The sequence below is a fragment of the Pseudomonas sp. DWRC2-2 genome (assembly GCF_049897885.1).
Taxonomy (GTDB): Bacteria; Pseudomonadota; Gammaproteobacteria; order Pseudomonadales; family Pseudomonadaceae; genus Aquipseudomonas; species Aquipseudomonas azotoformans_A.
In genome coordinates this window covers 203,836-228,931 of record NZ_JAFCXD010000005.1, presented here as the reverse complement: position 1 = coordinate 228,931, position 25,096 = coordinate 203,836, and the positions used below count along the sequence as shown (strand labels likewise).

The following is a 25,096-nucleotide window of genomic DNA, read 5'->3' as shown; positions in this document are numbered from 1 at the left end:
TGATGGCTCATTGGCAAACCTGATGCTGACGATTGGTTTTCCCTATCAGGTGACTGTATTAATAGAAGAAATCTCAAAGCAGCGGTTGCGTCGCCAGGGTCATGCCAAGAAAGGGCGTCGCTTCAACATAGCGCATGGCGGATTTCATGTCGCTCCAGCCGACGTAACTCATCAATGACTTCAAATCCCAGCCGCTGCGATGGGCCCACGTGGCAAAGCCACGGCGCAGCGAGTGACTGGTGTAGTGCTCGGCGGGGATGCCGGCGCGCTCCAGCGCCTGGCGCAGCAACGGGATCACGCTGTTGGGGTGCAACCCCTCCTCCCCCAGGTTGCCCCAGCGATCAATACCGCGAAACACCGGGCCACGCACCAATGCCGAGGCGCTGAGCCATTCGCTATAGGCCTGCACCGGGCACAGGCGCAGCAGCGCCGGGGTGTGATAGGTCTTGCCGAGGTTGTCACGGTCGCTTTTGCTGCGCGGCAGATACAGGCTGATCCCGGCACCGGGCGTCGCTTGCACATGCTCGATCTCGAGCCGACACAGCTCATCGCTGCGAAAGCCGCGCCAGAAGCCCAGCAAGATCAGTGCAGTGTCGCGCTTGGCGCGCAGTAGCCGAGGCAAGTCGTGGGCCGCCTCTTTCGCCTCGCTTTCAAGGGAGGCCACCACCTGTTCAAGGTGTTTGAGCTGCAGCGGCTCGGCTTGCTTCTCCCGCACCGGATGCACGGCGCGAATGCCCTTGAGCACTTTGCGCACCACCGGCGCCTTGGTCGGGTCGGGAAAGCCCTGGCTCGTATGCCACTGCGCCAGTGCCGACAGCCGTAGCTTCAGCGTGTTGACCGCCAAGACGCCGGCATGCGCCACCAGATAACGCGCCACGCTGTCGCTGGTCGCGGGCAGGAACCCTCCCCAGCTCACTTCGAAATGCTCGATGGCCGCACGGTAACTGCGTCGCGTGTTATCGCGGGTGGCGGCGTTGAGGTAACGATCCAGATCGCTCATGAGAGGCCTATTCGTACTGCTGGCGGTGGCTTTCGCGGGTCCAACCCGCATGACACGGGATAATACGCCAATATCCCATCTGTTAAATCATGAATTCAAACGATATTTTATTCATGATATAGTACGTATATACATACTACGTACCACAGTACTAAATCGACGGAGACCCCATGGCTCGCGGCGGCATTAATAAAGCAGTAGTTCAAACGGCACGCCTGGCGATCCTCGCTCGCGGCGAAAACCCCAGCATTGACGCTGTACGCATCGAAATGGGCAACACCGGCTCGAAAACCACGATTCATCGCTATCTCAAGGAGCTGGATGAGAGCGAAACCCGAGTCACCATCACCGAGGCCCCCATCGACGACGAGCTTGGCGAGCTGGTGGCGCGCCTGGCGCAACGCCTGAAGGACAAAGCCCAGGAGCCTATCGACCTGGCTTTGGCGCAGTTCGAGCAACAGAAAGCCGCCCTGCTCGCCCAGCTGGAGTCCCTTGATGAAACCCATGGTCAACTCAAGCAACAATTTGATATCCAGGCCGCCGCCCTGGCAGAAGAAAGCGCGGCCCTGCAAACCACCAGCACCAGCCTGCAGACCGAACAAACCCGTAACGCCGGGTTGAGCCAGGCGTGCAGTGATTACGAGCTACGGATCAACGACAAGGACGAGCAGATCCGTTCGCTGGAAGAAAAGCACCTGCACGCAAGGGACGCCTTGGAGCATTACCGTAATGCGATCAAGGAGCAGCGCGAGCAGGAACAGCGTCGCCATGAAGGCCAGTTGCAACAGGTACAGGCAGAATTGCGCCAGGCCCAGCAGAGCGCCATGGTGCGTCAGGATGAAATCACCCAACTGCATCGCGACAACGAGCGGCTGCTGATCGAGCATCGGATGACATCGAAAGAGTTGACGGCGCTGCAGGAACAATCCCGCAAAGACCAGGCCCAGCAGCTCAAGCTGAGCGAACAGGTGAGCCTGATTGACAGCGAGCGCACCCTGCTTCAGGAGCGCCTGCGCGTTGCCGTGCTGGAAAGTCAGTCACGCCAGGAAGCGTTGACCGAACACCAGCACTCCAACAAAACCCTGGAATTGGAATTGATCAAAGCCCAGGCCAGTATCGAGGCATTGCGCCTGGCGGCTGCCGTTGCGACCGCGCCAGAGGCAACGCCCGAGCGCTGATCAGCCCGCCACAGGCGTGCGCATGGTGACGAACTCTTCCGCCGCCGTAGGGTGCACGCCGATGGTGTCATCGAAATGCTGCTTGGTAGCGCCCGCCTTGAGCGCGATCGCCAGGCCCTGGACGATCTCGCCAGCATCCGGCCCGACCATGTGGCAACCCAGCACCTGGTCGGTGTCGGCGTCGACCACAAGCTTCATCAGGGTTTTTTCCTGGCACTCGGTCAGGGTCAGCTTCATTGGCCGGAAACGGCTTTCGAAGATCTGCACTTTATGGCCCTTCTCTTTCGCCTCTTCTTCAGTCAGGCCAACCGTGCCGATGTTGGGCAGGCTGAACACCGCCGTCGGGATCATGGCGTAATCCACCGGACGATATTGCTCAGGCTTAAACAGCCGACGCGCCACGGCCATGCCTTCGGCCAGGGCCACCGGTGTCAGTTGCACACGACCAATCACGTCGCCGATGGCCAGGATCGACGGTTCGGCGGTCTGATACAGATCATCCACTTCGACGAAGCCGCGCTTGTCGAGCTTCACGCCGGTGTTTTCCAACCCAAGATTGTCCAGCATCGGACGGCGACCCGTGGCGTAGAACACACAGTCGGCTTCCAGCACGCGACCATCTTTCAGCGTGGCTTTGAGGCTGCCATCGGCTTGCTTGTCGATACGCTCGATATCGGCATTGAATTGCAGGTCCAGGCCACGCTTGGTCAGCTCTTCTTTCAGGTGTGTACGCACCGAACCGTCGAAGCCACGCAGGAACAGGTCACCGCGATACAGCAGGGATGTCTGTGCGCCCAAGCCATGGAAAATCCCTGCGAACTCGACGGCAATGTAGCCACCACCGACCACCAGTACACGCTTTGGCAATTCCTTGAGGAAGAACGCCTCATTGGAGCCGATGGCGTGTTCACGCCCTGGAATCTCCGGAATCTGCGGCCAGCCACCTGTTGCGATGAGGATGTGCTTGGCGGTAAAGCGCTCGCCATTGATCTCGACCTGATGCGCATCCACCAGGCGCGCGTGCCCTTCATGCAGGGTCACACCGCTGTTGACCAGCAGGTTGCGGTAGATGCCATTGAGGCGATTGATCTCGCGGTCTTTATTGGCGATCAGGGTGGCCCAATCAAAATTCGCCTCGCCCAGAGACCAACCAAACCCGCTGGCCTGCTCAAAATCCTCGGCAAAGTGTGCGCCATACACCAACAGTTTCTTCGGCACGCAACCGACGTTGACGCAGGTACCACCCAGGTAGCGGCTTTCCGCCACGGCCACTTTGGCACCAAAGCCTGCGGCAAAACGCGCCGCACGAACACCGCCGGAACCGGCGCCAATCACATACAGGTCAAAATCGTAAGCCATTTCACTCTCCTCGGCAGGCAACCAGCATACCGACTTACATGGGGCTGAAAAACGAAAAAGCCACCCGAAGGTGGCTTTTTTGGAACAGGCCGCTTACAGCGTGAATCAGTAAGCCTTGCCAGTCTTGTAGAAGTGCTCGTAGCAGAAGTTGGTCGCCTCGATGTAGCCTTCAGCGCCACCGCAGTCGAAACGCTGGCCCTTGAACTTGTAGGCAATGACGCAGCCGTCTTTAGCTTGCTTGAGCAGAGCGTCGGTGATCTGGATTTCGCCGCCCTTGCCCGGCTCGGTTTCTTCGATCAACTTGAAGATGTCCGGGGTCAGGATGTAACGGCCGATGATCGCCAGGTTCGACGGGGCATCTTCCGGCGCTGGCTTTTCAACCATGTCACGTACGCGGATCAAGCCATCGCCGATTTCGTCGCCCGCGATTACGCCGTATTTGTTGGTTTCCTGTGGGTCCACTTCCTGGACTGCCACGATGGTGCAACGGTATTTCTTGTACAGATCAACCATCTGCTCCAGAACACCCTTGCCTTCCAGGTTGACGCACAGGTCATCCGCCAGCACCACGGCGAACGGTTCGTCACCGATCAGCGGGCGACCGGTCAGGATCGCGTGGCCGAGGCCTTTCATCTGGGTCTGACGGGTGTAGGAGAACGAACACTCGTCCAGCAGCTTGCGGATGCCGACCAGGTATTTTTCCTTGTCGGTGCCCTTGATCTGGTTTTCCAGCTCATAGCTGATGTCAAAGTGGTCTTCCAGCGCGCGCTTACCACGGCCGGTCACGATGGAGATTTCGTTCAGACCGGCATCCAGTGCCTCTTCGACGCCGTACTGAATCAGTGGCTTGTTCACCACCGGCAGCATCTCTTTGGGCATGGCCTTGGTCGCTGGCAAGAAGCGAGTGCCGTAACCGGCTGCTGGGAACAAGCATTTCTTGATCATATGGGTCCTTACAAAGGGCTGTGCGTACGGAATTCGGCGCAGTCTAATCAGGCCGCAGTCACCTTACAATGGGTCCTGCTGGCGTTGCGATGTCATCATAGAGAAAAAATGTCGGCGTAAGTTCCGCTGGTCTCGCGAAGAGCCTCCACACCGGCACGGCAAAAACTGCCTGCACCTCAGGGTTTCAAAGGGCTGCACCCTTTTTAGCACGCTTTTGCACCCAGGACACTGACCTAGAATAACCTGCGCGCACCTGCCGCATTTGGCGCTATCATTACGACCTTGAATCACACCATGAGATTGATAGATGTCAGAACCAAAAGGCGTAAACGGCTACTTGATCACGAAGCGAGCGGACGGTTGGCACCTGATCAACTTCCACGGTGACAGCGTCGCCGGGGTCTTCCCCACCGAGAGCCAGGCGATCGCCGTGGCCGAAGTGTTTGTGGACGAAGCAGGCCACGCGTCGAGCAAACGACCGAAAACCAAGTAAGTTCTGCTGCCCTGTCATCAAGCCCCGTTCACCGGGGCTTTTTTGTGGGCGCTCATTTCATGCAAGCGGCCCGCTGAAACCGCGCCGTGGCCGTTACATAGCGACATCTATCGATGTTTGCATCATTAATCTCTGTAATTCTATTCTTACAGAAATCATAACGTTCAAAACACCCCTCCCCTCAATAAGAGTAGTCCATCTCTTACAGCTAATTATTGTTTTTTGGCAAAATGCCATATCCCTCTTACGCATCCTGACATAGCCGGCTACGCAACTAGGCGAATCAGGCGACTTACTTTTGTCCACGCAAACCCAACAATGACCTGAGTTCGAACGCCGCTGAAAATTGCAATGCAAATAGTTGGAAAAATCAAATTCCTCCTCACTGCAACTTGGTCGGCGTCGAACCAAGTTCCCTGCGTGCTCTACATGTCAGTAATGAACGGTAGGTGCACACCTGCCTGCGGGGTTTCTTTATGACGTTCATTAATATAGATGGGTCTTAGCTGATGAAAACTGAAATCAAAACTGCACTGTTGTCTATTGGGCTGCTGATGGGGTCGATGTCCGTCGCGCAAGCCGCGGATGGCACTATCACCTTCTTAGGATCGGTCCACTCAGGTGCTTGTTCTATCAAGCCAGACTCTGTCGATCAGTCCGTTCACCTGGGTGCAATCGCAAAACATCAATTGCAAACGGGAGGAAAGTCCGAAGCCCGCCGCGTATTGATCGAGCTTGAAGGTTGCGATCTCACCGGCCTGACCGACAACACCGTAACCACCACCTTCACAGCTGCACCATCGTCCGTCGTTCCGGGCGCGATCGGCACCGTGGGTGGCGCGGGCAACATCGGCATCATGATGACCCACGGCGGCAAACTCGTTGAGTTGGGTGTGCCCACTACCCCGCAGGCCATCGTTGCCGGTGATAACACGCTGGAGTTCGGGGCCTACGTTCAAGGTGCAGCGACGGGCGACGTCGTGCCTGGCGATTTCAGTGCGACCACCAATTTCACCCTGGCTTATCAGTAAGCATTTCCCCCCGCCACCAACGTGGCGGGGGAACTGATGGGAGATAACGGTGAAAACATTAATAAGCCTCGCAATTACCTCTTCGTTGGCGGTCATCAGCCCCGGGATTGTCGCGAAGACATCCGGTCAGGGCGATGGAGTGGTCACGCTGGGTGGAGAAGTCATTGACTCGGCGTGCGGGCTGGAACTGGCGAGTGCCGACCAGTCCATCGAAATGCCACCCGAACCTATTGGCCGGCTTTTGCGTAACACGATCGGCGAGCCGCATCCCTTCCAACTGCGCCTGGTCAATTGCTCATTGACTCGCCCGGACCCTCTGCGCCCTGGGTTAACGCTGCCCGACTGGGAGCATCTGCGCGTGACATTTGACGGGGCCAGCGACCGGCAAGGCCGCTCATTCGCCGCCGCTGGGCTTTCCCAGGGGGTCGCATTTCATATCTGGGATTCGCTTGGCCAGGAGAGTGTTCCAGGTGAGCCGATGCCGCTGGTGCCCCTGAATGAAGGCGACATGACCCTTCACTACACGGTCCGCCTGGTCGGTAACGGATTGCAACTGATGCCTGGGGATCACCGCGCGGCAGTGCGGTTCAAGTTGGAATACTTCTGAACATTGATGGGTTGCTTTCATGTTGAATGCGTCGAAGATCAAACATTCGCTCTGCCCTACCCTGTTTGGAGGGTTGATATCCGTGGCGGGCACTGCATTGGGTGCAGGGGATATCGAGTTCAATACTGACGTTCTGGATCTGAGTGATCGCACTAATATTGACTTGTCCCAGTTTGCCCGCAGTGGCTTTATTCTGCCCGGCACTTATTCAATGGTGGTGCAACTAAACAACCAGCCACTGCCTGAACAATCCGTCGCATTTTACCCTCCCGATAACGATCCCAAAAGCAGTGAAGCCTGCTTGTCTCCCGCCATCGTGGAGCAATTGGGCCTGAAGGAATCCGGCGCCACTGAGTTGACTTGGTGGAAAGGCGGGGAATGCCTGGATATCCGGGCGCTGCCCGGCATGGAGGTAAGGGGTGACCTGGCCACCAGCACGCTGAACATCAACCTGCCGCACGCTTACCTTGAGTACAGCGCGATCAACTGGGATCCGCCTTCACGTTGGGATGAAGGGATCCCAGGGCTGCTGCTCGACTACAACATGACGGCACAAACCAGCCACCAGAGGAATGACCGCACCCGCAACGACGTCAGTGGTAACGGCACGTTGGGAGCCAACGCCGGCGCTTGGCGCCTGAGGGCGGATTGGCAGGGCCGGGTCGACCAGGACCGCGAGGCGTCGGCCAGGCGTTCGCGTCTGGAATGGAGCCGTTACTATGCCTATCGCGCCATTCCATCGCTGAAGGCACGTCTGGTACTGGGAGAAAACTACCTGTATTCGGACCTGTTCGACAGCTTCCGTTTTACCGGCGCTGCGCTCAACTCCGATCAAAGTCAGCTGCCGCCGAATCTGCGCGGTTATGCACCCGAGGTGGTCGGCGTCGCCAAGACCAATGCAAGAGTCATCATCAGCCAGCAGGGCCGCGTGCTGTATGAAACCCTGGTGGCCGCGGGACCTTTTCGTATCCAGGACCTGAATGATGCGGTGAGCGGCAAGCTCGACGTGCGGGTAGAAGAACAGGATGGCTCGGTCCATACCTCCGAGGTCAATACCGCAGGCGTACCTTACCTGACTCGCCCTGGTCACATGCGTTACAAGGTCGCGGCGGGACGACCGTCCAATCTTCAATATGGCGCGGATGGCGACTTCTTCACTACCGGGGAGTTCTCATGGGGCGTCAGCAATGGTTGGTCACTGTTTGGCGGCGCGATTACCGATAACAACTACCGTGCGCTATCGGTCGGTGTGGGGCGTGACTTGTTATCCTTGGGCGCCCTTTCGTTGGATGCCACTCAGGCTCAGGCCAATGTCTGGAATGACACACTGTCGGGCAAATCCTACCGCCTGCAATATTCGAAGCACTTCGAGCAGTACGACAGCCAAATAACCTTTGCTGGCTATCGGTTTTCTGAACAGAACTACTTGAGCATGAGCGAATACCTCGATGCGCGTCATTACGGCAGGAACGGTGAACTCGCCGGGCGCTACAGGTACGACGAATACACAGAAAGTTGGAAGCCTATTGGTGGCAGTAAAGCCTTGTATACCGCGACGATCAATAAGCAATTCCGCGATTTGGGCACCACCGTTTACTTGAGTTACAACAAACAGACTTATTGGGAACGCGCGGCCACGCAACGTTGGAACTTGGCGGTATCGCGTTACTTTAATCTTGGGACGGTCAAAAACATGAGCCTGTCCCTGAATGTACACCGCACACTGGACTACAACTATAAAGATAACGGCGTTACGCTGACCGTCAGCCTTCCGTTAGGGCGTACGGGCACTCTGTCGATGGACGCTGATAGGACCCGTGGCGATAACGGTTTTTCAACGCGCTACAGCGATCGCCTGGATGAACGTAACGGCTACCAACTCAGTGCCAGTGACAAATCTGTCAGTGGTTACCTGAATCATATCGGTGACCAGGCGGACATCGACCTTGCGGCCAGTCAGCAAAGGGACGGCTACAGCACCCTGAGTGTGTCTGCTCGTGGCGGCGCTACGCTTACGCCCCAAGGGGCAGCCCTGCATCGGGCCAACAGCATGGGTGGCACTCGGCTGATGGTCGACACCGGCGGCGTGGCCGATGTGCCGGTGCGCGGTTACGGCGCACCGACACGCAGTAACGCCTTTGGCAAAGCAGTCATTTCCGACATTGGCAGCTACCAGCGGATGGCCGCCAGCGTCGACCTGGAAAGTTTGCCCAGCAATGTCGAAGCCACCCAATCCGTCACGCAACTCACACTGACCGAAGGCGCCATCGGCTATCGATCCTTGCCTGTGATTGCCGGCGAAAAAGCCATGGCGGTGCTGCGTCTGCCGGACGGCAGTGCACCGCCGTTCGGTGCGACGGTGAAGAACCTCAAACAGCAAGACACCGGCATTGTGAATGACGGCGGCAACGTCTACCTGAGCGGCATCCAGCCTGGCGCTCAGATGACCGTCAGCTGGGGAGGTGCAGAGCGATGCACGCTCACGCTCCCTGTCGTGCTACCCGCTGATGCCTTGACTGATGCCCTGCAACTGGGCTGCCGAATGGTAGCCAATGATCAATCCCTGCCCGAGCAAGAAACACTGACCGGGAAGCGTACCAATACGGAGAAAACATCCTCATGAAGCTGAATACGCGCCTTAACCAGACCTGCGCACTACTGGTTCTTGGCTTGAGCCAGAGCACCAACGCCGCGATTGGCCTGGATCGTACCCGAGTGATTTTTGATGGTGGCAAAGATGCCACCAGCGTAAGCATCACCAATAACAACACCCAGTTACCGTATCTGGCTCAGGGCTGGATCGAAGACGAAGCCGGCGAAAAAATCTCCAGCCCCTTGATCGTGCTGCCGCCGGTTCAGCGCGTGGAACCCGGCAAACAAAGCCAGGTAAAGGTTCAGGCGTTACCGGCGGCCAAATCGTTGCCCCAGGACCGAGAGACGGTCTACTACTTCAATTTGCGAGAAATTCCGCCACGCAGTGACAAAGCCAATACCCTGCAAATTGCCCTGCAGACTCGGATCAAACTGTTCTACCGGCCGCAAGCCATTGCGCCCAGCCAGCAGGACTTGTCCACCCCCTGGCAGGAAAAACTCACCCTCACCCGCGATGGCGAGCGTTACCAAGTGAATAACCCGACGCCTTATTACGTGACGCTGGTGGATGCGCGCAGCACCAAGGACGGCAAGACCGTGTCGGGCTTCGAGCCACTGATGGTCCCACCAAAAGGCCAGTTGACCCTGGGCGTCACCGCCAAGGCGCTCGGCACCACCCCGCATCTGGCTTACGTAAATGATTACGGCGGACGTCCATTAATGGCCTTCACCTGCAGTGGCAACACCTGCACGGTGAATGCACAAGCCTCCCCATCCAATCAGTAGCACCAGCCGCTGGAGAACACCATGAAGTGGCACATTGTGAAGGGCTTGGGCGGGCTGTTATTGGTCGCGCCATGGGTCGCACAGGCCGAGGACGTCGAGGGCATGAACGGGATGCTGAACATTTCCGGGAGCATGCATGAAATCCCCTGCGCGCTGGAGATGAATTCACTGCATCAAACCATCGACCTTGGCGCCGTATCAGCCAGCCAGCTGCAACGCCCCGGCGATCAAGCAAGGCCCGTGGCATTCCAATTGCGGTTTGCCGATTGCCAGCGCACCGCTGGCACCATCCGCAGCGAACGCACGGGCAACCTGACGTGGAGCGCCTTTCAACCGGTGCTGTCGGTCATGTTTGTTGCCCCTGCCGATGCCGATGACCCAAGGCTCGTCAAAGTGCAGGGCATAACAGGAATGGGCCTGCGCCTGGCCGACGCTCTGGGACGCGATGTACAGCTGGGATCAAGGGGCGAACCGCTGTTTTTGCCACTGGGCAGTAACACCCAGACGTGGACCGTTCAGCCCACACGCACCGCCGCACCGCTGACCAGCGGCGCGTTCCGGGCCGTGGTGGATTTCAAGCTCAACTATGAGTAAGGGCGTGACAATGGCTAAGCCAACCGGCCTATGGGCCGTTCTTATCAATGGTGGCCTGCTTTGGGCCGTCAGCCAGGGTGTGCAGGCCGAGACCAGCCTGACCATCCGCGCAGTGATTATCGCACCACCGCCCTGCGTGATTAACAGCGGCGCCACACTCGACGTGCCATTTGGTAATGACCTTCAAACCTCACGGGTTGACGGCGTCAATTATCGTCGGGGGGTGCCTTACACCGTCACCTGCAATTCACCTGTCAGCAACGCGATGAAGCTGGAACTCAAGGGCACGGCCGCTGCGTTTGACAATCGTGTGCTGATGACCCGCAAACCGGACCTGGGGGTAAAGCTGTTCGTGAATGGCGCTGATTGGCCACTCAATACCCCCGTGAACTTTACCCACCCGAACTTTCCGGTGGTACAGGCGGTGCCGGTCAAACGCGCGGGCAGCACCTTGACCGGAGGGGCCTTTGATGCGGCCGCCACCCTGGTGGTCGATTATCAATGAAGAGGAATAATCAATGACTGGTTGGCAGCAGCGAGCGTTGCTCGCCTTGTGCTCCCTGGGCCTCTGCGGTGGCGCAGTGGCAAACCTGACGTTCAGTGGAACGCTGAATGAACCACCGCCTTGCACCATTGATGCAGGCAACACGATTGAAGTCGACTTTGGTGATGTGGGCGTAAAGCGCGTAGACGGCGTGAAGTACCGCAAAGCGGTGCCTTACACCATCAACTGTGGCGCAGCCACCCTGCCCTGGGCGCTGAAGTTGAGTGTCAACGGCACGCCGACGGCATTTGATGGCGCGGCGGTGCAAACCAACGTATCGGCGCTGGGGATTCGGCTCTTCCAGAACAACGTGCCGTTTCCACTCAATACGCCAATGGACATCGTCCTCTCATCTCCGCCGAGATTGGAAGTGGTGCCCATCAAACAACCGGGCGCAACACTGCCCCCCGCACCGTTTTCAGCAGTGGCCACGCTGTTGGCTGAATACGAGTAGGAGCCGCGTCGATGCGACATGAAATGGATCATAAAAGATGGGCATGCGCCTGGCTGGCGTTACTGCTGAGCTTCGGACTGACGCCCAATGCGGATGCTGCGGACAACCTTCGCTTCAAGGGCAACCTGGTGGAAGAGGCCTGCACGATCCGCCCAGGCGACGACGCAATCACTCTGGAACTCTGGGACGTGACCAGCAAGCACCTCTACATCAATACCCGCACTCGAGCGAAGGCTTTCAAGGTGCACCTGGAGAACTGCGACACCACGATTGGGGACACGGTCACCATCCTGCTCGGTGGCACGGAAAACGTGAAGCTGCCGGGGTTGTTCGCGCTGGACGGTGGCAGCGGCGCAACGGGGATTGGCCTTGGCATAGAGACACCGGACAACAAGCCTTTCCCCGTGAATACCGTCAGCGAAAAACAGGTGTTAAGCACCGGCAGCAACGTCATTGAGCTCAAAGCCTATGTGCAGGGCGAGCCGGATGCGATCAGGGATCAAACCATTGGGCACGGCCGGTATACGGTGACCTCGACTTTCACGCTGGACTATCCGTAACAGTCCCAGACAAACCTCAAATCTCTCCTGGGTAATTCCAGTAGAGAGGCAACGAGAGATCAACATGAAACGACTTTATGGCGCCATGGTGCTGCTTGCCTTGGTGGGTATTACAACAAACGTGAACGCTGCCCAGTGCCGGGTCAATGGCGGCCCGTGGCAACAAGTGGACACGGGGGGCACGCTGCCCCTAGAGGTTCCCGTGACCGTCCAGCTCGGCTCGGACACAAGCCGTATCCTTCTGGAAGGCGTAAGGCTTGAGTGCCGATTCACGCCTTATCCGGGCTGGCCATCCCATTACGAGGACTACTGGGCGACATCGGTTCTCGCCGGTCCAGCCTGGACACCCGGTCCTAAATTTGTCAACCAGGGTACTGGTTTAAGAATAAACGGGGGGTACTACAACACCCCAGTACCGACTAACATTCGAATTGCAACCATGCCCAATAACGCCATCGGTGTTGCCGTCAACGTGACGCCTTACATCCTGAATCGCAACGATCCGGCGAACCCGATCAACGTTGTCATAAATGACATCCTTGGCACGTTGCGCTTGAGCCAGACAAACAATTATGACTCAGGTAGGGCAGGTCTTTCGCTCGTATACAGGGCCGCCAACAATTTTTCCATCTCTCCCTCAACCTGCACGATCAACAATAACAACCCCATCGAGGTCAACTTTGGTAACGTCCACCAACGACAAATCGGTACAGATCCACTGACAACGCCTATCCAGAGCAATCGCAGGCTCACCTACTCCTGCCCGAATGCGGGGATCACCACACCGATCACCATCACCTATAAAGGCATCGCGACGTCGTTCGACAACCGCCTGCTGCTGATGACCAACCCGAATGTCGGCACAGCGATGGTCCGGGCGGGATCCGCGGTGGCTGTGAACGGCAGGTTCCTGACCCAAATCACCAACAGTGTCGGAGGGGATGATGTGACGTTCTCCCTGGTTCAGAGACCAGGCTCACTGCCTGCCGCAGGGCCTGTAACCGGGAGTGGTGTACTCGTGATGGGAGTTCCGTGACACAGAAAAACCGCTAAGGGCAGGAGCGCGCAGTTGCGAAGTGTATTTATGTGACTGCGCACCAGGTGGCATTTCGCTATAATCCTGCGCCAACGCCCCACGACCGTGTCAGCGTCCCCTCCCACACCCTCGACGATGAACCCCTATGAACAAGTTTCTGGCACTGACTGCAGTCCTGGCGCTCGCCGGGTGCACCACCACGTCTGACGTCTACCTGAAAAATGGAGAGCAAGGCCTGACCATCGACTGTTCCGGCGAGGCCAATTCCTGGGCCAGTTGCTATGAAAAGGCCGACGCCTCATGTGCCGGCACCGGCTACCGTATCGTCGGCACCGAGGGCACACCCTCGCTCCAGGAAAGTGACAAGACCCTGGGCAAGGACGTGGGCAACTTCAAAAGCCGCAGTGTGGTTGTAGTGTGCAAGTAAGCCTCAGGCTTACAGCTGAATATCGGCAAACTTGATACCCAGCCCCCGGATGGTCTCCACCAGGTCATCCAGCCGCTGGAACGACTCGACTTCGTCCTGATCGTCCACCAGGAAAAAACTGCGGCCGCCGCTTTTCTTGAAAAATACGATCCACTCGCCCAAGTCGGCCGGGTTCTGGATGATGTGCGTCGCTGATATCTGGCCTTCGGCCTGGCGAGCCCTGACGTGTTCACGCTTCATGAATAACTTCCCAAAAAGACAAATGCCGCACAAACCGAGGGTTTGCGCGGCATCTTTGCATTGATCGGGTAACAGTTTAACGGATGCCCTGCCCGATCAACACGCCTTCTACAGTTTGCCCGTAGAGATTGACGCCGTCATTGGCGTGGAACTTGAGCCGGGTTTTCTCCACGGAACCGTCAACTAGGCGCGGATCCTGCGGCCGTTCATGGCTGTTGACATAGGCGGCCACGTCCCAGGCTTGCTGGTCGCTCAGACTACCGCCCTTGCCCAACGGCATGTTGTGTTTGATGAAGGACGCGGCCGTATTGATGCGGTGCATGCCCGCGCCCCAATTATAGGAGTCTTTACCCCACAACGGCGGCATCACATAGTGGTCACCGACCTTCTGGCCCTGCCCTTCGGCGCCATGGCAGACAGCGCATTGCCCGTCATAAACCTGGGCGCCCTGCCTCAAGTCGTAACCCTTGGCCGGTTGCGCAACGTCCGGATAGCCGCGCCCCGGCAATTCAACACCCAGTGGCGCCTTGCTCGCCAACCAATAAGCGTAAACCGAGAGCGCGGTGATCTCGGGACTATCTGCGGCCGGAGGCGTGCCGCCATTCATGCTGAACTGGAAGCAGCCCTGCAATCGCTCGGCAAACGTGTTGACCTTGTCGTTTTTCTTCCGATAGGCCGGGTACATCGGGTAGGCAGCCCACAAGGGCGCCGAGTTGGCGAGGCGGCCCTGGTCCAGGTGGCAGTTGCTGCAGTTGAGTCCGTTACCGACATAGTTCGGCGCCAGACGTCTGGTATCCACGAACAGCGCGTAACCCTCCTTGACCAGCTTGCCGTAGGCATTGTCAGGCAGTTCGCTTTCTTGAGGAGGCTGGAATTGGCTGGCAGCAGCGTGGCTGGCAGGTTGCAACTGCGACTGGTCTTCCATGGCGATCGTGGCGGCGTGGGCCGAGGGTAGACCCAGTAGGCCCAAGGCCAATATCAACGGGCTCATGGCTTGGCCTCCAGTTTCAGCGAGGCGAAATACTGGGCCACGCCCTGCACTTCTTCTGCCGTGAGAGACTTGGCGATGTGCCCCATCAAGTCATTCGGGTCATTGTGGCGGGTACCGCTTTGCCAAGCCGTCAACTGCGCGGCCAGGTAAGCGGCGGGTTGACCGGCCAGGGGTGGGAACGCGTCGCCGACGCCCGTCCCTGCTGGGCCATGGCAACTGGCGCACGCCGGAATCTGCCGCTCCCAGGCGCCCTGTTGTGCGAGTTTTTGGGCGGCATTGATCGGCATTTCGCTGCGATAGACCGCCTGGGGAACAGGAGCCGGCATTGCCGCCAGCACCTGGCTGACCGCCTCTATTTCGGCATCCGTGAGCGCATTCGCCAACGGTTGCATCACCGGATTCGTACGGCTGCCACTTTTAAAGTCTTCCAGTTGTTTACGCACATATGTCGCGGGCAAACCTGCCAGTCTAGGAAAACCCGCTGCGGCCATCCCCGATCCATCGGCACCATGGCAAGCTACACACGGCATGGCACCCGGCTGCGAACCGCCCTCGGCAAAAATGTTCCTCCCCTCCAGCGCGTGGGCATTGCCCAATAACAACATCAGCGCACTGCCCATCAGTACTCGTTCCAGGGACATCATCACGGCTCCATTTTATAGTTATATGCTTAGACGCTTACGGAATAAGCCTACAAATGGTAGGGGAATGACCCCGTCGCGACAACTCCAAAAACGTAACGCAAAAAAGCCCGGCTTTGCGCTTACGCGGCCAGGCTTTTTTATCGGATAGGAAGTCGCTGGGTTGAACAGGCCAGATCAGCCGGAAATGCAGTCCTCGCCCGCCTTCTTCACATCACCCGGACGGATCGGCACATTGGACATGCTCTCGTAGAGCTTGATGCTGCTACCGCTGGAGCGCTCATCGATCTCGAAGATCGCTGAAGGGTCGGCGGAAAACTTCTGCGGCACAATCACCTGCACACCGCCATCCTTATGCGGTTCGATCTGCGACGGCCGACGGGTCGCCGAGAGTTTTTTCACCACACACGCGGCGTATTCCTGGGGCTTCTTCCCGGAAATGACGGCCAAGGTCGGAGGGGTCTGCTTGATATCTGCAACCGAAGCACACCCACCAATCGCCAGGGCCAGAACCAACACACTCCACTTCATACAAAAACCTCCGATAAAGACCCTACGACAGCGGGGATGGTAATTTTCTCCCGCCCACGTAGGATTTATCCCTGATAACTCGGTAAATAACTGTTTTAAATTGTCGATGTCGTTGAAGACGGGCCGATAATAAACGCGCTGGGGCTGATAAACTCCATCTTAACCTACGTATCGTTCTGATTTTTCAGAAAAAGCCCTTCTGGAGCCCCCACCCATGAAATTCATCCACCAGCGTGAGCACCTCAACGAGGGCGACATTGTCGTCATCGAATGCTCGCAGACTTGTAATATTCGTCTGATGAGCGACGCGAATTTTCGCAGCTTCAAAAATGGCGGCCGTCATACCTATCACGGCGGCGCTTTCGACAAGTTCCCCGCCAAAATCACCGCACCGAGCACCGGATTCTGGAACATCACCCTGGATGTGGTCACGCGTCGTGCAATCAGCGTGACCCGCAAACCCGCGTTGTCCCACAAGATCCGCATCGTGCGTCGCACCAGCTCCAAGCTGAGCTGATCCGCACACTTCACAGGAAATAGCCGTGAACACCACTACAAAATACGTGATCAAGTACAAGCTCAACGGCGAACGCCGTTTTGAGTTCGCCCAACTGCAGACCAACAGCGTGGAAGAAGCCAAACAGGCCCTGGCGAAAATTCACGATGCCAGTGATGAAATCACCGACATCAATGTGAGCAAGGCGCTGTAAGCCGATGCCCGGCCCCACCGCTGACCTGTTTGCCGACGACGCCCTGCAGCAACCCCCAGGGCGTGAGCAAATTGGCGAGCAGTCCTACGTATTACGGGGCTATGCCCTACCTTGGATTGAGCACGTTCTGCCAGAACTACGGCGTGTTCTGGCTCAATCACCGTTCCGGCAAATGGTCACACCCGGCGGCTTTACCATGTCGGCGGCATTGAGCAGTTGCGGCGACCTGGGCTGGACCACCGACACCTCCGGCTACCGCTACTCGCCGCTCGACCCGCGCAGCCAAAAGCCATGGCCGCAGATGCCAGACGTTTTGCGTCAATTGGCGGTGCAGGCGGCGGCAGAGGCCGGCTTTCCCGACTTTGCCCCCGACGCCTGCTTGATCAACCGCTATGTACCCGGTGCCAAGATGTCGCTGCACCAGGACAAAAACGAACGTCGCTATAGCGAACCGGTTGTATCCGTGTCACTCGGCTTGCCGGCGATTTTCCTGTTTGGCGGACATGAGCGCAGTGACAAAACCCGCAAAGTCTCGCTGTTCCACGGCGACGTGGTGGTGTGGGGCGGCGTGGACCGCTTGCGCTTCCACGGGGTGATGCCGATCAAGGAAGGCGTACATCCGGTCATGGGCCCGCAACGCATCAACCTCACGTTTCGCACCGCCGGCTGATTTGACCGCAAGCTTCAGAGTGCCAGGTGTGCATGGCGCGATTAGTCTGAATGGAATCCGTCAGGAGTACCGAGCATGACCAACGAACAAGACCCCCGCTGGGCGGCCATCCTCGCCCGCGACCCCAAGGCTGATACGTTGTTCGTCTACGGTGTAAAAACCACCGGTGTGTACTGCCGCGCCAGCAGCGTTTCACGCTTGCCACGCCCGGAAAACATCGAGTTCTTCGACACCCCTGCACAGGCCGAAGCCGCCGGGTATCGCGCCAGCAAACGCGTAAGCGCAGACCAGACCCAGTTGGTTGCGCACCACGCGCAACTGGTCGCGGACGCGTGCCGGCATATCGAACAGGCTGACACTGCACCCAGCCTGCACGCGCTGGCTTCGCAAGCCAACCTGAGTCCGTTTCATTTTCACCGTGTATTCAAAGCCGTCACCGGCCTGACCCCCAAGGGGTATGCCACTGCGCACCGTTCGCGCAAGGTACGCGATGGGCTCAAAGGCTCGCACTCGGTGACCGATGCCTTGTATGACGCAGGCTTCAACTCCAACAGCCGCTTTTATGAGTCGGCTGACCAGCTGCTTGGCATGAAACCCAGCGACTACAAAGCCGGAGGGACTAACTCGGCGATCCTGTTTGCCGTCGGGCAGTGCTCGCTGGGGGCGATTCTAGTGGCACAAAGTGCGCGTGGCGTGTGCGCGATTCTGCTGGGGGATGACCCTGACAAGCTGGTACGCGATCTTCAGGATCAATTTCCCAGGGCGGAACTGGTAGGCGCCGACCAGCGCTTCGAGCAGTTGGTCGCGCAGGTCGTGGGCTTTGTCGAAGCGCCTGCGCTCGGCCTGGACCTGCCACTGGACTTGCGCGGCACCGCATTTCAGGAGCGGGTGTGGCAAGCCTTGCGCGATATTCCAGCGGGAAGCACGGCCAGCTACGCGCAAATAGCCGCGCGAATCGGTGCGCCGAAGTCGTTCCGCGCAGTGGCTCAAGCCTGTGGCGCGAACAGCCTCGCGGTCGCCATTCCTTGCCACCGGGTGGTGCGCAGCAATGGCGACCTGTCGGGCTACCGCTGGGGTGTAGAACGTAAGCAGCAGTTGCTGGAGCGTGAGAGCAAGGCTTAACCCAGCTTGCGCTTGCGAAACTCAGCGACTTTGTGCCGGTTGCCACACAGCGCCATGCTGCACCAACGGCGCTTATGCGCCTTGGTGCGGTCGTAGAACCACAACACGCATTCGGGATGTTCGCAGGTGCGGATCAGGTTGAAATCCCCGTCTACCAGCAAACGCGCTGCGGCTTCTGCAATCACCGAGAGAAATTGCTCCGGGGTCTGCTGCTTGCGCTGACGCTCAACGCGTAACTCACCCGACGCCGGCCAAGCCAACTGCGAATGGCTGACGGCCTTGCGCAAAAAGCCATTCAGCGCGGCGGGATCGCCCCGCGTTCCCTCCTTGCGCGACTCCAGCAATACACGGATTACCTCGCGCAGTTCCCGGCCCACCCGGAGCAATGCGCCCGGTTCAAATGCAGGCACCTGCCCTTCCTTCACCCACTCCAGGCGCACCAGCCAACGCTCGACATCGGCATCGGACTGCCAGAAGTCGTGGGGTTGCGCGTCCACATTGGCGCGCGTGTTGAGCATGTCCAACACCGGGTCATCGGCGAGGACATAAGGCTCAAGGGGGGCTGGGATAGTCATGGTCATTCCTCTTATAGGCGTCGACATAGTAACCGCTATCTAAGCACACGGATAGTTACACACGACAAAATTGAAACCTCTATAAATAGTTTGACAGGTTACTTGTTTGAGCGCAGATTTTGAAAACGGTAACCCGTATATCAACCCAATCAAGTTACAAAGGCGCTTTCATCATGACCACTCCAACCTCCGTCGTTCACTACCGCCATGTCGATGCCGACGGCGTAAGCATGTTCTACCGCGAAGCCGGCGACCCCTCGGCGCCGGTCATGTTGCTGCTGCATGGCTTCCCCAGTTCGTCGCATATGTACCGTGACCTGATCCCGTTGCTCGCCACGCGCTTTCGAGTGATCGCGCCGGACTTGCCAGGTTTTGGCTTCACCGAGGTACCGGCCGAACGCGACTACCACTACAGCTTCGATAACCTGGCGATCACCGTCGGGCATTTTGTCGACGCGCTGGAATTGACGCGGTACGCGTTGTACGTCTTCGACTACGGCGCACCCGTAGGTCTGCGCCTGGCAGTGGCACACCCTGAACGGGTCAGCGCGCTCGTCTCGCAAAACGGTAACGCCTACCTGGAAGGCCTGGGGGACGCCTGGGCACCCATTCGCGCCTATTGGGCCGAACCAAGCCAGGCCAACCGCGAGGTGATCCGCAACGCGGTCATCAGCCTGGAAGGCACGCGCTACCAATACCTGCACGGTGTCCATCAACCCGAGCGGGTTGCGCCGGAGTCCTACATGCTCGACGTACTGCTCATGCAGCGGCCCGGCAATGACGAGATCCAGTTGGACCTGTTCCTCGACTACCGTAACAACCTGACGCTGTACCCGGCGTTCCAGGCCTTCTTCAGGGCCAAACAGGTGCCGACACTGGTGATCTGGGGCCAGAACGATCCGTTCTTCATCCCACCAGGGGCTCACGCCTACCAGACCGACAACCCGAACGCGGTGGTGGAACTGCTCGACACCGGGCACTTCGCCCTGGAAACCCACGCAGCCCACATCGCCGAACGGATACACGCGGTACTGGGCGACGCCATCAACTGATGGCACACCACGAAACGTGCCGTTCGTCCAGTGAATAAAACAGAGTGGCCGGGGCACATGGGCCCTGTTAAAACAGCGTAAAGCCTCACTAACGCTGGAGAGACATCCCATGAGCACCTGGCCAGACACCCGCATTATCGACCTGCTGGGGATCGAACTGCCCATCATCCAGGCGCCCATGGCCGTGGGTACGACCACGGCCATGGTCATCGAGGCCAGTAAAGCCGGGGCGCTGGGCTCATTGCCGGCGGCTGCACTGAGCCTCGCGCAATTGCGCGAAGCCCTGGCCGCCATCCGTGAGGCCAGCCCGCGCCCGATCAACGTCAACTTCTTCTGCCACCAACCGCCAGCCCCCGACGCTGCGCGTGATCGGCGCTGGAAGGACTTGCTGGAACCCTACTACCGCGAATTGGGTGCCGATTTTGAGGCGCCGACGCCTGTGTCCAACCGCGAACCGTTTAACGAAGCGGCTTGCCAAGTCATCGAGGAATTCTGTCCCGAAGTCGTCAGTTTTCACTTCGGCCTGCCAGAAAAAGCCCTGTTGGATCGGGTAAAAGCCACGGGTGCGAAAGTGCTGTCCTCGGCCACCACCGTGGAAGAAGCAATCTGGCTGGAGCAGCACGGCTGCGACGCAATTATCGCCATGGGCAGTGAAGCGGGCGGCCATCGTGGCTTGTTTCTCAGCGATGACCTCAATACCCAGATAGGCCTGTTCGCCCTGCTGCCGCAAGTGGTTGACGCCGTGAGCGTGCCGGTGATTGCCGCCGGGGGAATCGGTGACGCACGCGGAATTGTCGCGGCCTTTGCCCTGGGCGCCTCGGCGGTGCAAATCGGTACGGCTTACCTGTTTACACCTGAAGCCAATGTCACCCCTTCGCACCACCACGCACTGCGCCATGCCCAGGCCAGCGAAACCGCACTGACCAACCTGTTCACCGGTCGCCCGGCACGGGGCATCGTCAACCGTGTGATGCGTGAGTTGGGCGCAATCAACCCAGCAGCTCCGGCCTTCCCCACCTCCGGCGGCGCGTTGATACCGCTCAAAGCCAAGGATGAAGCAGGTTTCAGTAACCTGTGGTCTGGCCAGGCACTGCGCCTGGGCAAAGACACCACCACCTATGAGTTGACGCGTGAACTGGCGCAGCAGGCGCTGGCCAAACTCAACCCATAGAACCTGTGGCAACTTTGCACTGTACCGGCAATGGCCAACCGCTATATATTCCCATACATAGCGGTTAAGCCTTCTACCTATAACAAGCCGTACACTCTCAAAGGAGCTGCTTCATGACGATTCACGCCTCACGCCTGGCCATCCTGGTCGCTGCCCTCGCCTTCGGTTCGGCCCACGCCGATGAAGTCCAGGTGGCCGTCGCCGCCAACTTCACCGCACCGATCCAGGCGATTGCCGCCGATTTCGAAAAAGACACCGGCCACAAACTGATCGCAGCCTACGGTGCCACCGGCCAGTTCTACACCCAGATCAAGAATGGCGCGCCGTTCGAAGTGTTCCTGAGCGCCGACGACACCACCCCGCAAAAGCTCGAAACCGAAGGCGACACCGTCAAAGGCTCGCGCTTCACCTACGCCGTCGGCACCCTGGCGCTATGGTCGGCCAAAGAAGGTTACGTCGACGCCAAAGGTGAAGTGCTGAAGAAAAACGAGTTCAAGCATTTGTCGATCGCCAACCCGAAAGCCGCACCTTACGGCCTCGCGGCTACCCAAGTGCTGGCCAAGGAAGGGCTGACCGAGAAGGTCAAAGACAAGATCGTCGAAGGCCAGAACATCACCCAGGCCTACCAGTTCGTGTCCACCGGCAACGCCGAGCTGGGCTTTGTGGCCTTGTCGCAGATCTATAAAGACGGCAAAGTCACCAGCGGTTCAGCGTGGATCGTTCCAGCAGCCATGCACGACCCGATCAAACAAGACGCAGTGATCCTCAACAAGGGCAAGGACAGTGCTGCTGCCAAGGCACTGGTTGACTACCTCAAGGGGCCTAAAGCCGCTGCTGTCATAAAGTCCTATGGTTACGAGCTGGCCAAGTAAATGCCGTTATCGAGTGCCGATTTTTCCGCTATCTGGTTGACCATTGAACTGGCGTCACTGACTACCGTGATCCTGCTGGTCATCGGCACTCCGATTGCCCTGTGGTTGTCGCGCACCCGCTCCTGGTGGCGCGGCCCCATTGGCGCCATCGTCGCTCTGCCGTTGGTGTTGCCACCGACGGTGATCGGTTTCTACCTGCTGTTGACCATGGGCCCCAATGGCTACTTCGGCCAGTTCACCCAATGGCTGGGCCTGGGCACTCTCACCTTCAGCTTCGCGGGGCTGGTCATTGGCTCGGTGATCTATTCCATGCCGTTCGTGGTGCAACCGTTGCAAAACGCCTTCTCCGCCATCGGCACACGCCCGCTGGAAGTGGCCGCGACCTTGCGGGCCAATCCTTGGGACACGTTCTTCACGGTCATTTTGCCCCTGGCGCGACCAGGGTTTATCACCGCCTCTATCCTGGGGTTTGCGCACACCGTCGGTGAATTCGGCGTGGTGCTGATGATCGGCGGCAATATCCCGGACAAGACCCGCGTGGTGTCCGTGCAGATCTACGACCATGTGGAAGCCATGGAATATGCTCAGGCCCACTGGCTGGCCGGCTCGATGGTGGTGTTCGCGTTCCTGGTGTTGCTGGCGCTGTATTCCAGCCGTAAAACCAAGATGGGCTGGAGTTGATGCCGATGATTGATGTACGCCTGAAACTTGAGTACTCGGGCTTTGCCCTGGATGTGGACTTGCACTTGCCCGGTCGCGGTGTGACGGCGCTGTATGGGCATTCCGGCTCCGGCAAGACCACGTGCCTGCGTTGCATCGCCGGGCTGGAGCGCGCCGAAGACGGTTTTATCCAGATCAATGATGAAGTCTGGCAAGACAGTCGCAACAGGTTGTTCGTACCGCCGCATAAACGCGGCCTGGGCTACGTGTTTCAGGAAGCCAGCCTGTTCCCTCATCTGTCGGTGCGGGCCAACCTGGAGTTCGGCCTCAAGCGTATTGCTCGTCAGCAGCGCCGTGTGGATATGGCCCATGCCACCGAGTTGCTGGGCATCGGCCACCTGCTCGATCGCCATCCCCAGCACCTTTCCGGCGGCGAGCGCCAGCGCATCGGCATCGCCCGCGCCTTGCTCACCAGCCCCAGCTTGTTATTGATGGACGAACCCCTGGCCGCTCTCGATAGCCAGCGCAAAGGCGAGATCCTGCCGTACCTCGAACGCCTGCACGATGAACTGGATATCCCGGTGCTGTACGTCAGCCATGCCCAGGATGAAGTAGCGCGCCTGGCCGACCACATCGTCTTGCTCAGCGACGGCAAGGCCCTGGCCAGCGGCCCCATCGGCGAAACCCTGGCGCGGCTCGACCTGCCCCTGGCGCTGGGAGACGATGCCGGGGTGGTGATCAACGGCGCGGTCAGCGCCTACGACGATCACTATCAGTTGCTCACCCTGCGACTGCCCACCAGCGCCTTGCATATGCGTGTGGCCCATGCACCGCTGGCCGTGGGCAAAGCGTTGCGTATCAAGGTGCAGGCGCGGGATGTGAGCCTCAGCCTGCAAGCGGAGGAGCACAGCAGCATCCTCAACCGCTTGCCGGTGACGGTTACCCAGGAGATTTCGGCGGACAATAACGCCCACGTGCTGGTGCGACTGGACGCGGGTGGGACGCCGTTGCTGGCGCGCATCACGCGGTTCTCCCGCGACCAACTGCAACTGCACCCCGGCCAGCGTCTCTGGGCGCAAATCAAGGCCGTCGCGGTGTTGGCGTAAGCAACCTTTTGGCACGACCGCACACCGCTGCGGTCCATCAGACATACCGGCCTGATTTGTTGCCAAGGAACCCGCCTCATGCCCGACTCTGCGCTACCCCGCGACCTGCATTACGTTGACGACACCCAGCCCGGCATCCGCCGCAAGACGCTGCGGGGCAAGTTCCAGTATTTCGACCCCAAGGGTGAGCGCATCACGGATGCCGACGAGATCAAGCGCCTCAATGCCCTAGCCGTCCCGCCGGCCTACACCGATGTGTGGATCTGCGCCGACCCGCGCGGCCACCTGCAGGCCACCGGCCGCGACGCCCGTGGGCGCAAGCAATACCGTTATCACCCGCGCTGGCGCGAAGTGCGGGACACCGACAAGTACTCGCGGCTGCAAGAATTCGGCAATGCTCTGCCCAAGCTGCGCAAGCAGCTGGAAGCGCAAATCGCCGAACCCGGATTTACCCGCGAAAAGGTGCTGGCCACCGTGGTGACGCTGCTCGACGCTACGCTGATCCGCGTCGGTAATACCCAGTACGCCCGCGACAACAAGTCCTATGGATTGACCACCCTGCGCACCCGCCATGTGGATGTCAAAGGCAGCGAAATCAAGTTTCAGTTCCGCGGCAAGAGCGGCGTCGAGCACCAAATCAGCGTTAAAGACCGGCGACTGGCAACCGTGGTCAAACGCTGCCTGGAATTGCCGGGCCAGAACCTGTTCCAGTACCTGGATGAAGACGGCGAGCGGCACACCGTCAGCTCTCACGACGTGAATGACTACCTGCACAGCCTCACCGGCGCCGATTTCACCGCCAAGGACTACCGCACCTGGGCCGGCACTGCCATGGCGCTGGCCGTGTTGCGGGAGTTGGAGTGGCAGCCTGAGTCCGATGCCAAAAGGCATGTTGTGTCGATGGTCAAGGATGTCGCCAAACAGCTTGGCAACACCCCTGCGGTGTGCCGCAAGTGCTACATCCACCCTGCCGTGCTGGAGCATTTCAGCCTCGGCGAACTCTCCAAGCTGCCCAAGCCGCGCATCCGCAAAGGGCTCAAGGCCGAAGAAGTGGCCTTGGCGATGTTTCTTGAGCAACTGGCGGCGCACTTGCCGAAAAAAGCCAAGACGGGTTAGGCTTTGCCTCCCTTCTGATCCGCAGGACGACCG

30 protein-coding genes are annotated in these 25,096 nt (G+C 58.9%); 22 read left to right on the top strand and 8 right to left on the bottom strand.

Annotated features, from left to right (window positions below):
- Positions 1 to 73 precede the first annotated feature (73 nt).
- Positions 74 to 1,000: a site-specific integrase gene (locus ACP7EW_RS22870; protein ID WP_426128821.1), complete on the bottom strand. Its 927-nt coding sequence runs from the start codon at positions 998 to 1,000 to the stop codon at positions 74 to 76.
- A gap of 170 nt (positions 1,001 to 1,170) precedes the next feature.
- Between ACP7EW_RS22870 and ACP7EW_RS22865 the strand changes: the two genes are divergently transcribed.
- A complete protein-coding gene (locus ACP7EW_RS22865; protein ID WP_426219930.1) occupies positions 1,171 to 2,178 on the top strand; it encodes a DNA-binding protein in 1,008 nt (335 codons plus the stop codon).
- Here the strand turns inward: ACP7EW_RS22865 and gorA are convergent, their stop codons facing one another.
- Together gorA and galU are read right to left on the bottom strand one after the other, a co-directional pair.
- Complete coding sequence (gene gorA, locus ACP7EW_RS22860) at positions 2,179 to 3,537, bottom strand: glutathione-disulfide reductase (protein ID WP_426219928.1); 1,359 nt, start codon at positions 3,535 to 3,537, stop codon at positions 2,179 to 2,181. It abuts the gene before it with no gap.
- A gap of 105 nt (positions 3,538 to 3,642) precedes the next feature.
- Positions 3,643 to 4,482: a UTP--glucose-1-phosphate uridylyltransferase GalU gene (gene galU, locus ACP7EW_RS22855; protein WP_028616217.1), complete on the bottom strand. Its 840-nt coding sequence runs from the start codon at positions 4,480 to 4,482 to the stop codon at positions 3,643 to 3,645.
- A 307-nt stretch (positions 4,483 to 4,789) separates the two neighbouring features.
- Between galU and ACP7EW_RS22850 the strand changes: the two genes are divergently transcribed.
- The 11 genes from ACP7EW_RS22850 (at position 4,790) to ACP7EW_RS22800 (ending at position 13,606) form a co-directional block, all read left to right on the top strand.
- A complete protein-coding gene (locus ACP7EW_RS22850) occupies positions 4,790 to 4,975 on the top strand; it encodes a hypothetical protein (protein WP_033902935.1) in 186 nt (61 codons plus the stop codon).
- 509 nt (positions 4,976 to 5,484) lie between these two features.
- Positions 5,485 to 6,006, top strand: coding sequence for a fimbrial protein (locus ACP7EW_RS22845; protein WP_426219926.1), 522 nt, complete (start codon positions 5,485 to 5,487; stop codon positions 6,004 to 6,006).
- Between the two features lie 49 nt (positions 6,007 to 6,055).
- Positions 6,056 to 6,613, top strand: a complete 558-nt coding sequence (locus ACP7EW_RS22840; protein WP_426219924.1) for a fimbrial protein — start codon at positions 6,056 to 6,058, stop codon at positions 6,611 to 6,613.
- A gap of 19 nt (positions 6,614 to 6,632) precedes the next feature.
- Positions 6,633 to 9,236, top strand: a complete 2,604-nt coding sequence (locus ACP7EW_RS22835) for an outer membrane usher protein (RefSeq protein ID WP_426219922.1) — start codon at positions 6,633 to 6,635, stop codon at positions 9,234 to 9,236.
- On the top strand, positions 9,233 to 9,991 hold the full coding sequence (locus tag ACP7EW_RS22830; protein ID WP_426219920.1) for a fimbria/pilus periplasmic chaperone: 759 nt from the start codon (positions 9,233 to 9,235) through the stop codon (positions 9,989 to 9,991). The genes ACP7EW_RS22835 and ACP7EW_RS22830 overlap by 4 nt, the downstream gene beginning before the upstream one ends.
- Before the next feature lie 21 nt (positions 9,992 to 10,012).
- Positions 10,013 to 10,585, top strand: coding sequence for a fimbrial protein (locus ACP7EW_RS22825; RefSeq protein ID WP_426219918.1), 573 nt, complete (start codon positions 10,013 to 10,015; stop codon positions 10,583 to 10,585).
- 10 nt (positions 10,586 to 10,595) lie between these two features.
- Positions 10,596 to 11,090, top strand: a complete 495-nt coding sequence (locus ACP7EW_RS22820; protein WP_426219916.1) for a fimbrial protein — start codon at positions 10,596 to 10,598, stop codon at positions 11,088 to 11,090.
- Between the two features lie 13 nt (positions 11,091 to 11,103).
- Positions 11,104 to 11,583 (top strand): fimbrial protein, encoded by a 480-nt coding sequence (locus tag ACP7EW_RS22815; protein ID WP_178954308.1) that lies wholly within the window; start codon positions 11,104 to 11,106, stop codon positions 11,581 to 11,583.
- Positions 11,584 to 11,594: 11 nt separating this feature from the next.
- Entirely contained in the window at positions 11,595 to 12,143 is a 549-nt protein-coding gene (locus ACP7EW_RS22810; RefSeq protein WP_426219914.1) for a fimbrial protein, read from the top strand.
- A gap of 64 nt (positions 12,144 to 12,207) precedes the next feature.
- Complete coding sequence (locus tag ACP7EW_RS22805; RefSeq protein ID WP_426219912.1) at positions 12,208 to 13,179, top strand: fimbrial protein; 972 nt, start codon at positions 12,208 to 12,210, stop codon at positions 13,177 to 13,179.
- Positions 13,180 to 13,324: 145 nt separating this feature from the next.
- Positions 13,325 to 13,606, top strand: a complete 282-nt coding sequence (locus ACP7EW_RS22800) for a hypothetical protein (protein ID WP_033902944.1) — start codon at positions 13,325 to 13,327, stop codon at positions 13,604 to 13,606.
- A 9-nt stretch (positions 13,607 to 13,615) separates the two neighbouring features.
- Here ACP7EW_RS22800 and ACP7EW_RS22795 read toward each other — a convergent pair whose 3' ends face one another.
- From ACP7EW_RS22795 to ACP7EW_RS22780, 4 genes are all read right to left on the bottom strand, one after another.
- On the bottom strand, positions 13,616 to 13,846 hold the full coding sequence (locus ACP7EW_RS22795) for a hypothetical protein (protein ID WP_038850956.1): 231 nt from the start codon (positions 13,844 to 13,846) through the stop codon (positions 13,616 to 13,618).
- Between the two features lie 76 nt (positions 13,847 to 13,922).
- Complete coding sequence (locus tag ACP7EW_RS22790) at positions 13,923 to 14,837, bottom strand: c-type cytochrome (protein ID WP_426219909.1); 915 nt, start codon at positions 14,835 to 14,837, stop codon at positions 13,923 to 13,925.
- A complete protein-coding gene (locus ACP7EW_RS22785) occupies positions 14,834 to 15,481 on the bottom strand; it encodes a c-type cytochrome (RefSeq protein WP_426219907.1) in 648 nt (215 codons plus the stop codon). Before ACP7EW_RS22785 ends, ACP7EW_RS22790 begins: the two co-directional genes overlap by 4 nt.
- A 174-nt stretch (positions 15,482 to 15,655) precedes the next feature.
- A complete protein-coding gene (locus ACP7EW_RS22780) occupies positions 15,656 to 16,009 on the bottom strand; it encodes a hypothetical protein (protein WP_033902948.1) in 354 nt (117 codons plus the stop codon).
- A gap of 214 nt (positions 16,010 to 16,223) precedes the next feature.
- On the opposite strand from ACP7EW_RS22780, the gene ACP7EW_RS22775 reads away from it, so the two are divergent.
- The 4 genes from ACP7EW_RS22775 (at position 16,224) to ada (ending at position 18,511) form a co-directional block, all read left to right on the top strand.
- Positions 16,224 to 16,526, top strand: coding sequence for a DUF1883 domain-containing protein (locus ACP7EW_RS22775; RefSeq protein WP_003191319.1), 303 nt, complete (start codon positions 16,224 to 16,226; stop codon positions 16,524 to 16,526).
- Positions 16,527 to 16,551: 25 nt separating this feature from the next.
- Positions 16,552 to 16,719 carry a hypothetical protein gene (locus ACP7EW_RS22770; protein WP_016974793.1) on the top strand — a complete coding sequence of 56 codons (168 nt, stop codon included), beginning with the start codon at positions 16,552 to 16,554 and terminating at the stop codon, positions 16,717 to 16,719.
- Positions 16,720 to 16,723: 4 nt separating this feature from the next.
- On the top strand, positions 16,724 to 17,389 hold the full coding sequence (alkB, locus tag ACP7EW_RS22765; RefSeq protein WP_426219904.1) for a DNA oxidative demethylase AlkB: 666 nt from the start codon (positions 16,724 to 16,726) through the stop codon (positions 17,387 to 17,389).
- Between the two features lie 75 nt (positions 17,390 to 17,464).
- The gene (gene ada, locus ACP7EW_RS22760; protein ID WP_426219902.1) at positions 17,465 to 18,511 is read left to right on the top strand and encodes a bifunctional DNA-binding transcriptional regulator/O6-methylguanine-DNA methyltransferase Ada; all 1,047 of its coding nucleotides are present in this window, start codon (positions 17,465 to 17,467) and stop codon (positions 18,509 to 18,511) included.
- Here the strand turns inward: ada and ACP7EW_RS22755 are convergent.
- Positions 18,508 to 19,092 carry a CGNR zinc finger domain-containing protein gene (locus ACP7EW_RS22755; RefSeq protein ID WP_426219900.1) on the bottom strand — a complete coding sequence of 195 codons (585 nt, stop codon included), beginning with the start codon at positions 19,090 to 19,092 and terminating at the stop codon, positions 18,508 to 18,510. The two genes, ada and ACP7EW_RS22755, sit on opposite strands and share 4 nt — an antisense overlap.
- A gap of 167 nt (positions 19,093 to 19,259) precedes the next feature.
- On the opposite strand from ACP7EW_RS22755, the gene ACP7EW_RS22750 reads away from it, so the two are divergent.
- The 6 genes from ACP7EW_RS22750 to ACP7EW_RS22725 all read left to right on the top strand — a co-directional run bounded on the left by ACP7EW_RS22750 (position 19,260) and on the right by ACP7EW_RS22725 (position 25,063).
- Positions 19,260 to 20,138, top strand: a complete 879-nt coding sequence (locus ACP7EW_RS22750) for an alpha/beta fold hydrolase (RefSeq protein ID WP_426219898.1) — start codon at positions 19,260 to 19,262, stop codon at positions 20,136 to 20,138.
- A gap of 109 nt (positions 20,139 to 20,247) precedes the next feature.
- Positions 20,248 to 21,309 carry an NAD(P)H-dependent flavin oxidoreductase gene (locus ACP7EW_RS22745; protein WP_061437003.1) on the top strand — a complete coding sequence of 354 codons (1,062 nt, stop codon included), beginning with the start codon at positions 20,248 to 20,250 and terminating at the stop codon, positions 21,307 to 21,309.
- 113 nt (positions 21,310 to 21,422) lie between these two features.
- Positions 21,423 to 22,181: a molybdate ABC transporter substrate-binding protein gene (modA, locus tag ACP7EW_RS22740; RefSeq protein ID WP_426219895.1), complete on the top strand. Its 759-nt coding sequence runs from the start codon at positions 21,423 to 21,425 to the stop codon at positions 22,179 to 22,181.
- The gene (gene modB / locus ACP7EW_RS22735) at positions 22,182 to 22,862 is read left to right on the top strand and encodes a molybdate ABC transporter permease subunit (protein WP_426219893.1); all 681 of its coding nucleotides are present in this window, start codon (positions 22,182 to 22,184) and stop codon (positions 22,860 to 22,862) included.
- Between the two features lie 5 nt (positions 22,863 to 22,867).
- Positions 22,868 to 23,947 (top strand): molybdenum ABC transporter ATP-binding protein, encoded by a 1,080-nt coding sequence (modC, locus tag ACP7EW_RS22730; protein WP_426219891.1) that lies wholly within the window; start codon positions 22,868 to 22,870, stop codon positions 23,945 to 23,947.
- A gap of 78 nt (positions 23,948 to 24,025) precedes the next feature.
- On the top strand, positions 24,026 to 25,063 hold the full coding sequence (locus ACP7EW_RS22725) for a DNA topoisomerase IB (RefSeq protein ID WP_426219889.1): 1,038 nt from the start codon (positions 24,026 to 24,028) through the stop codon (positions 25,061 to 25,063).
- The last annotated feature ends 33 nt before the right edge of the window (positions 25,064 to 25,096 follow it).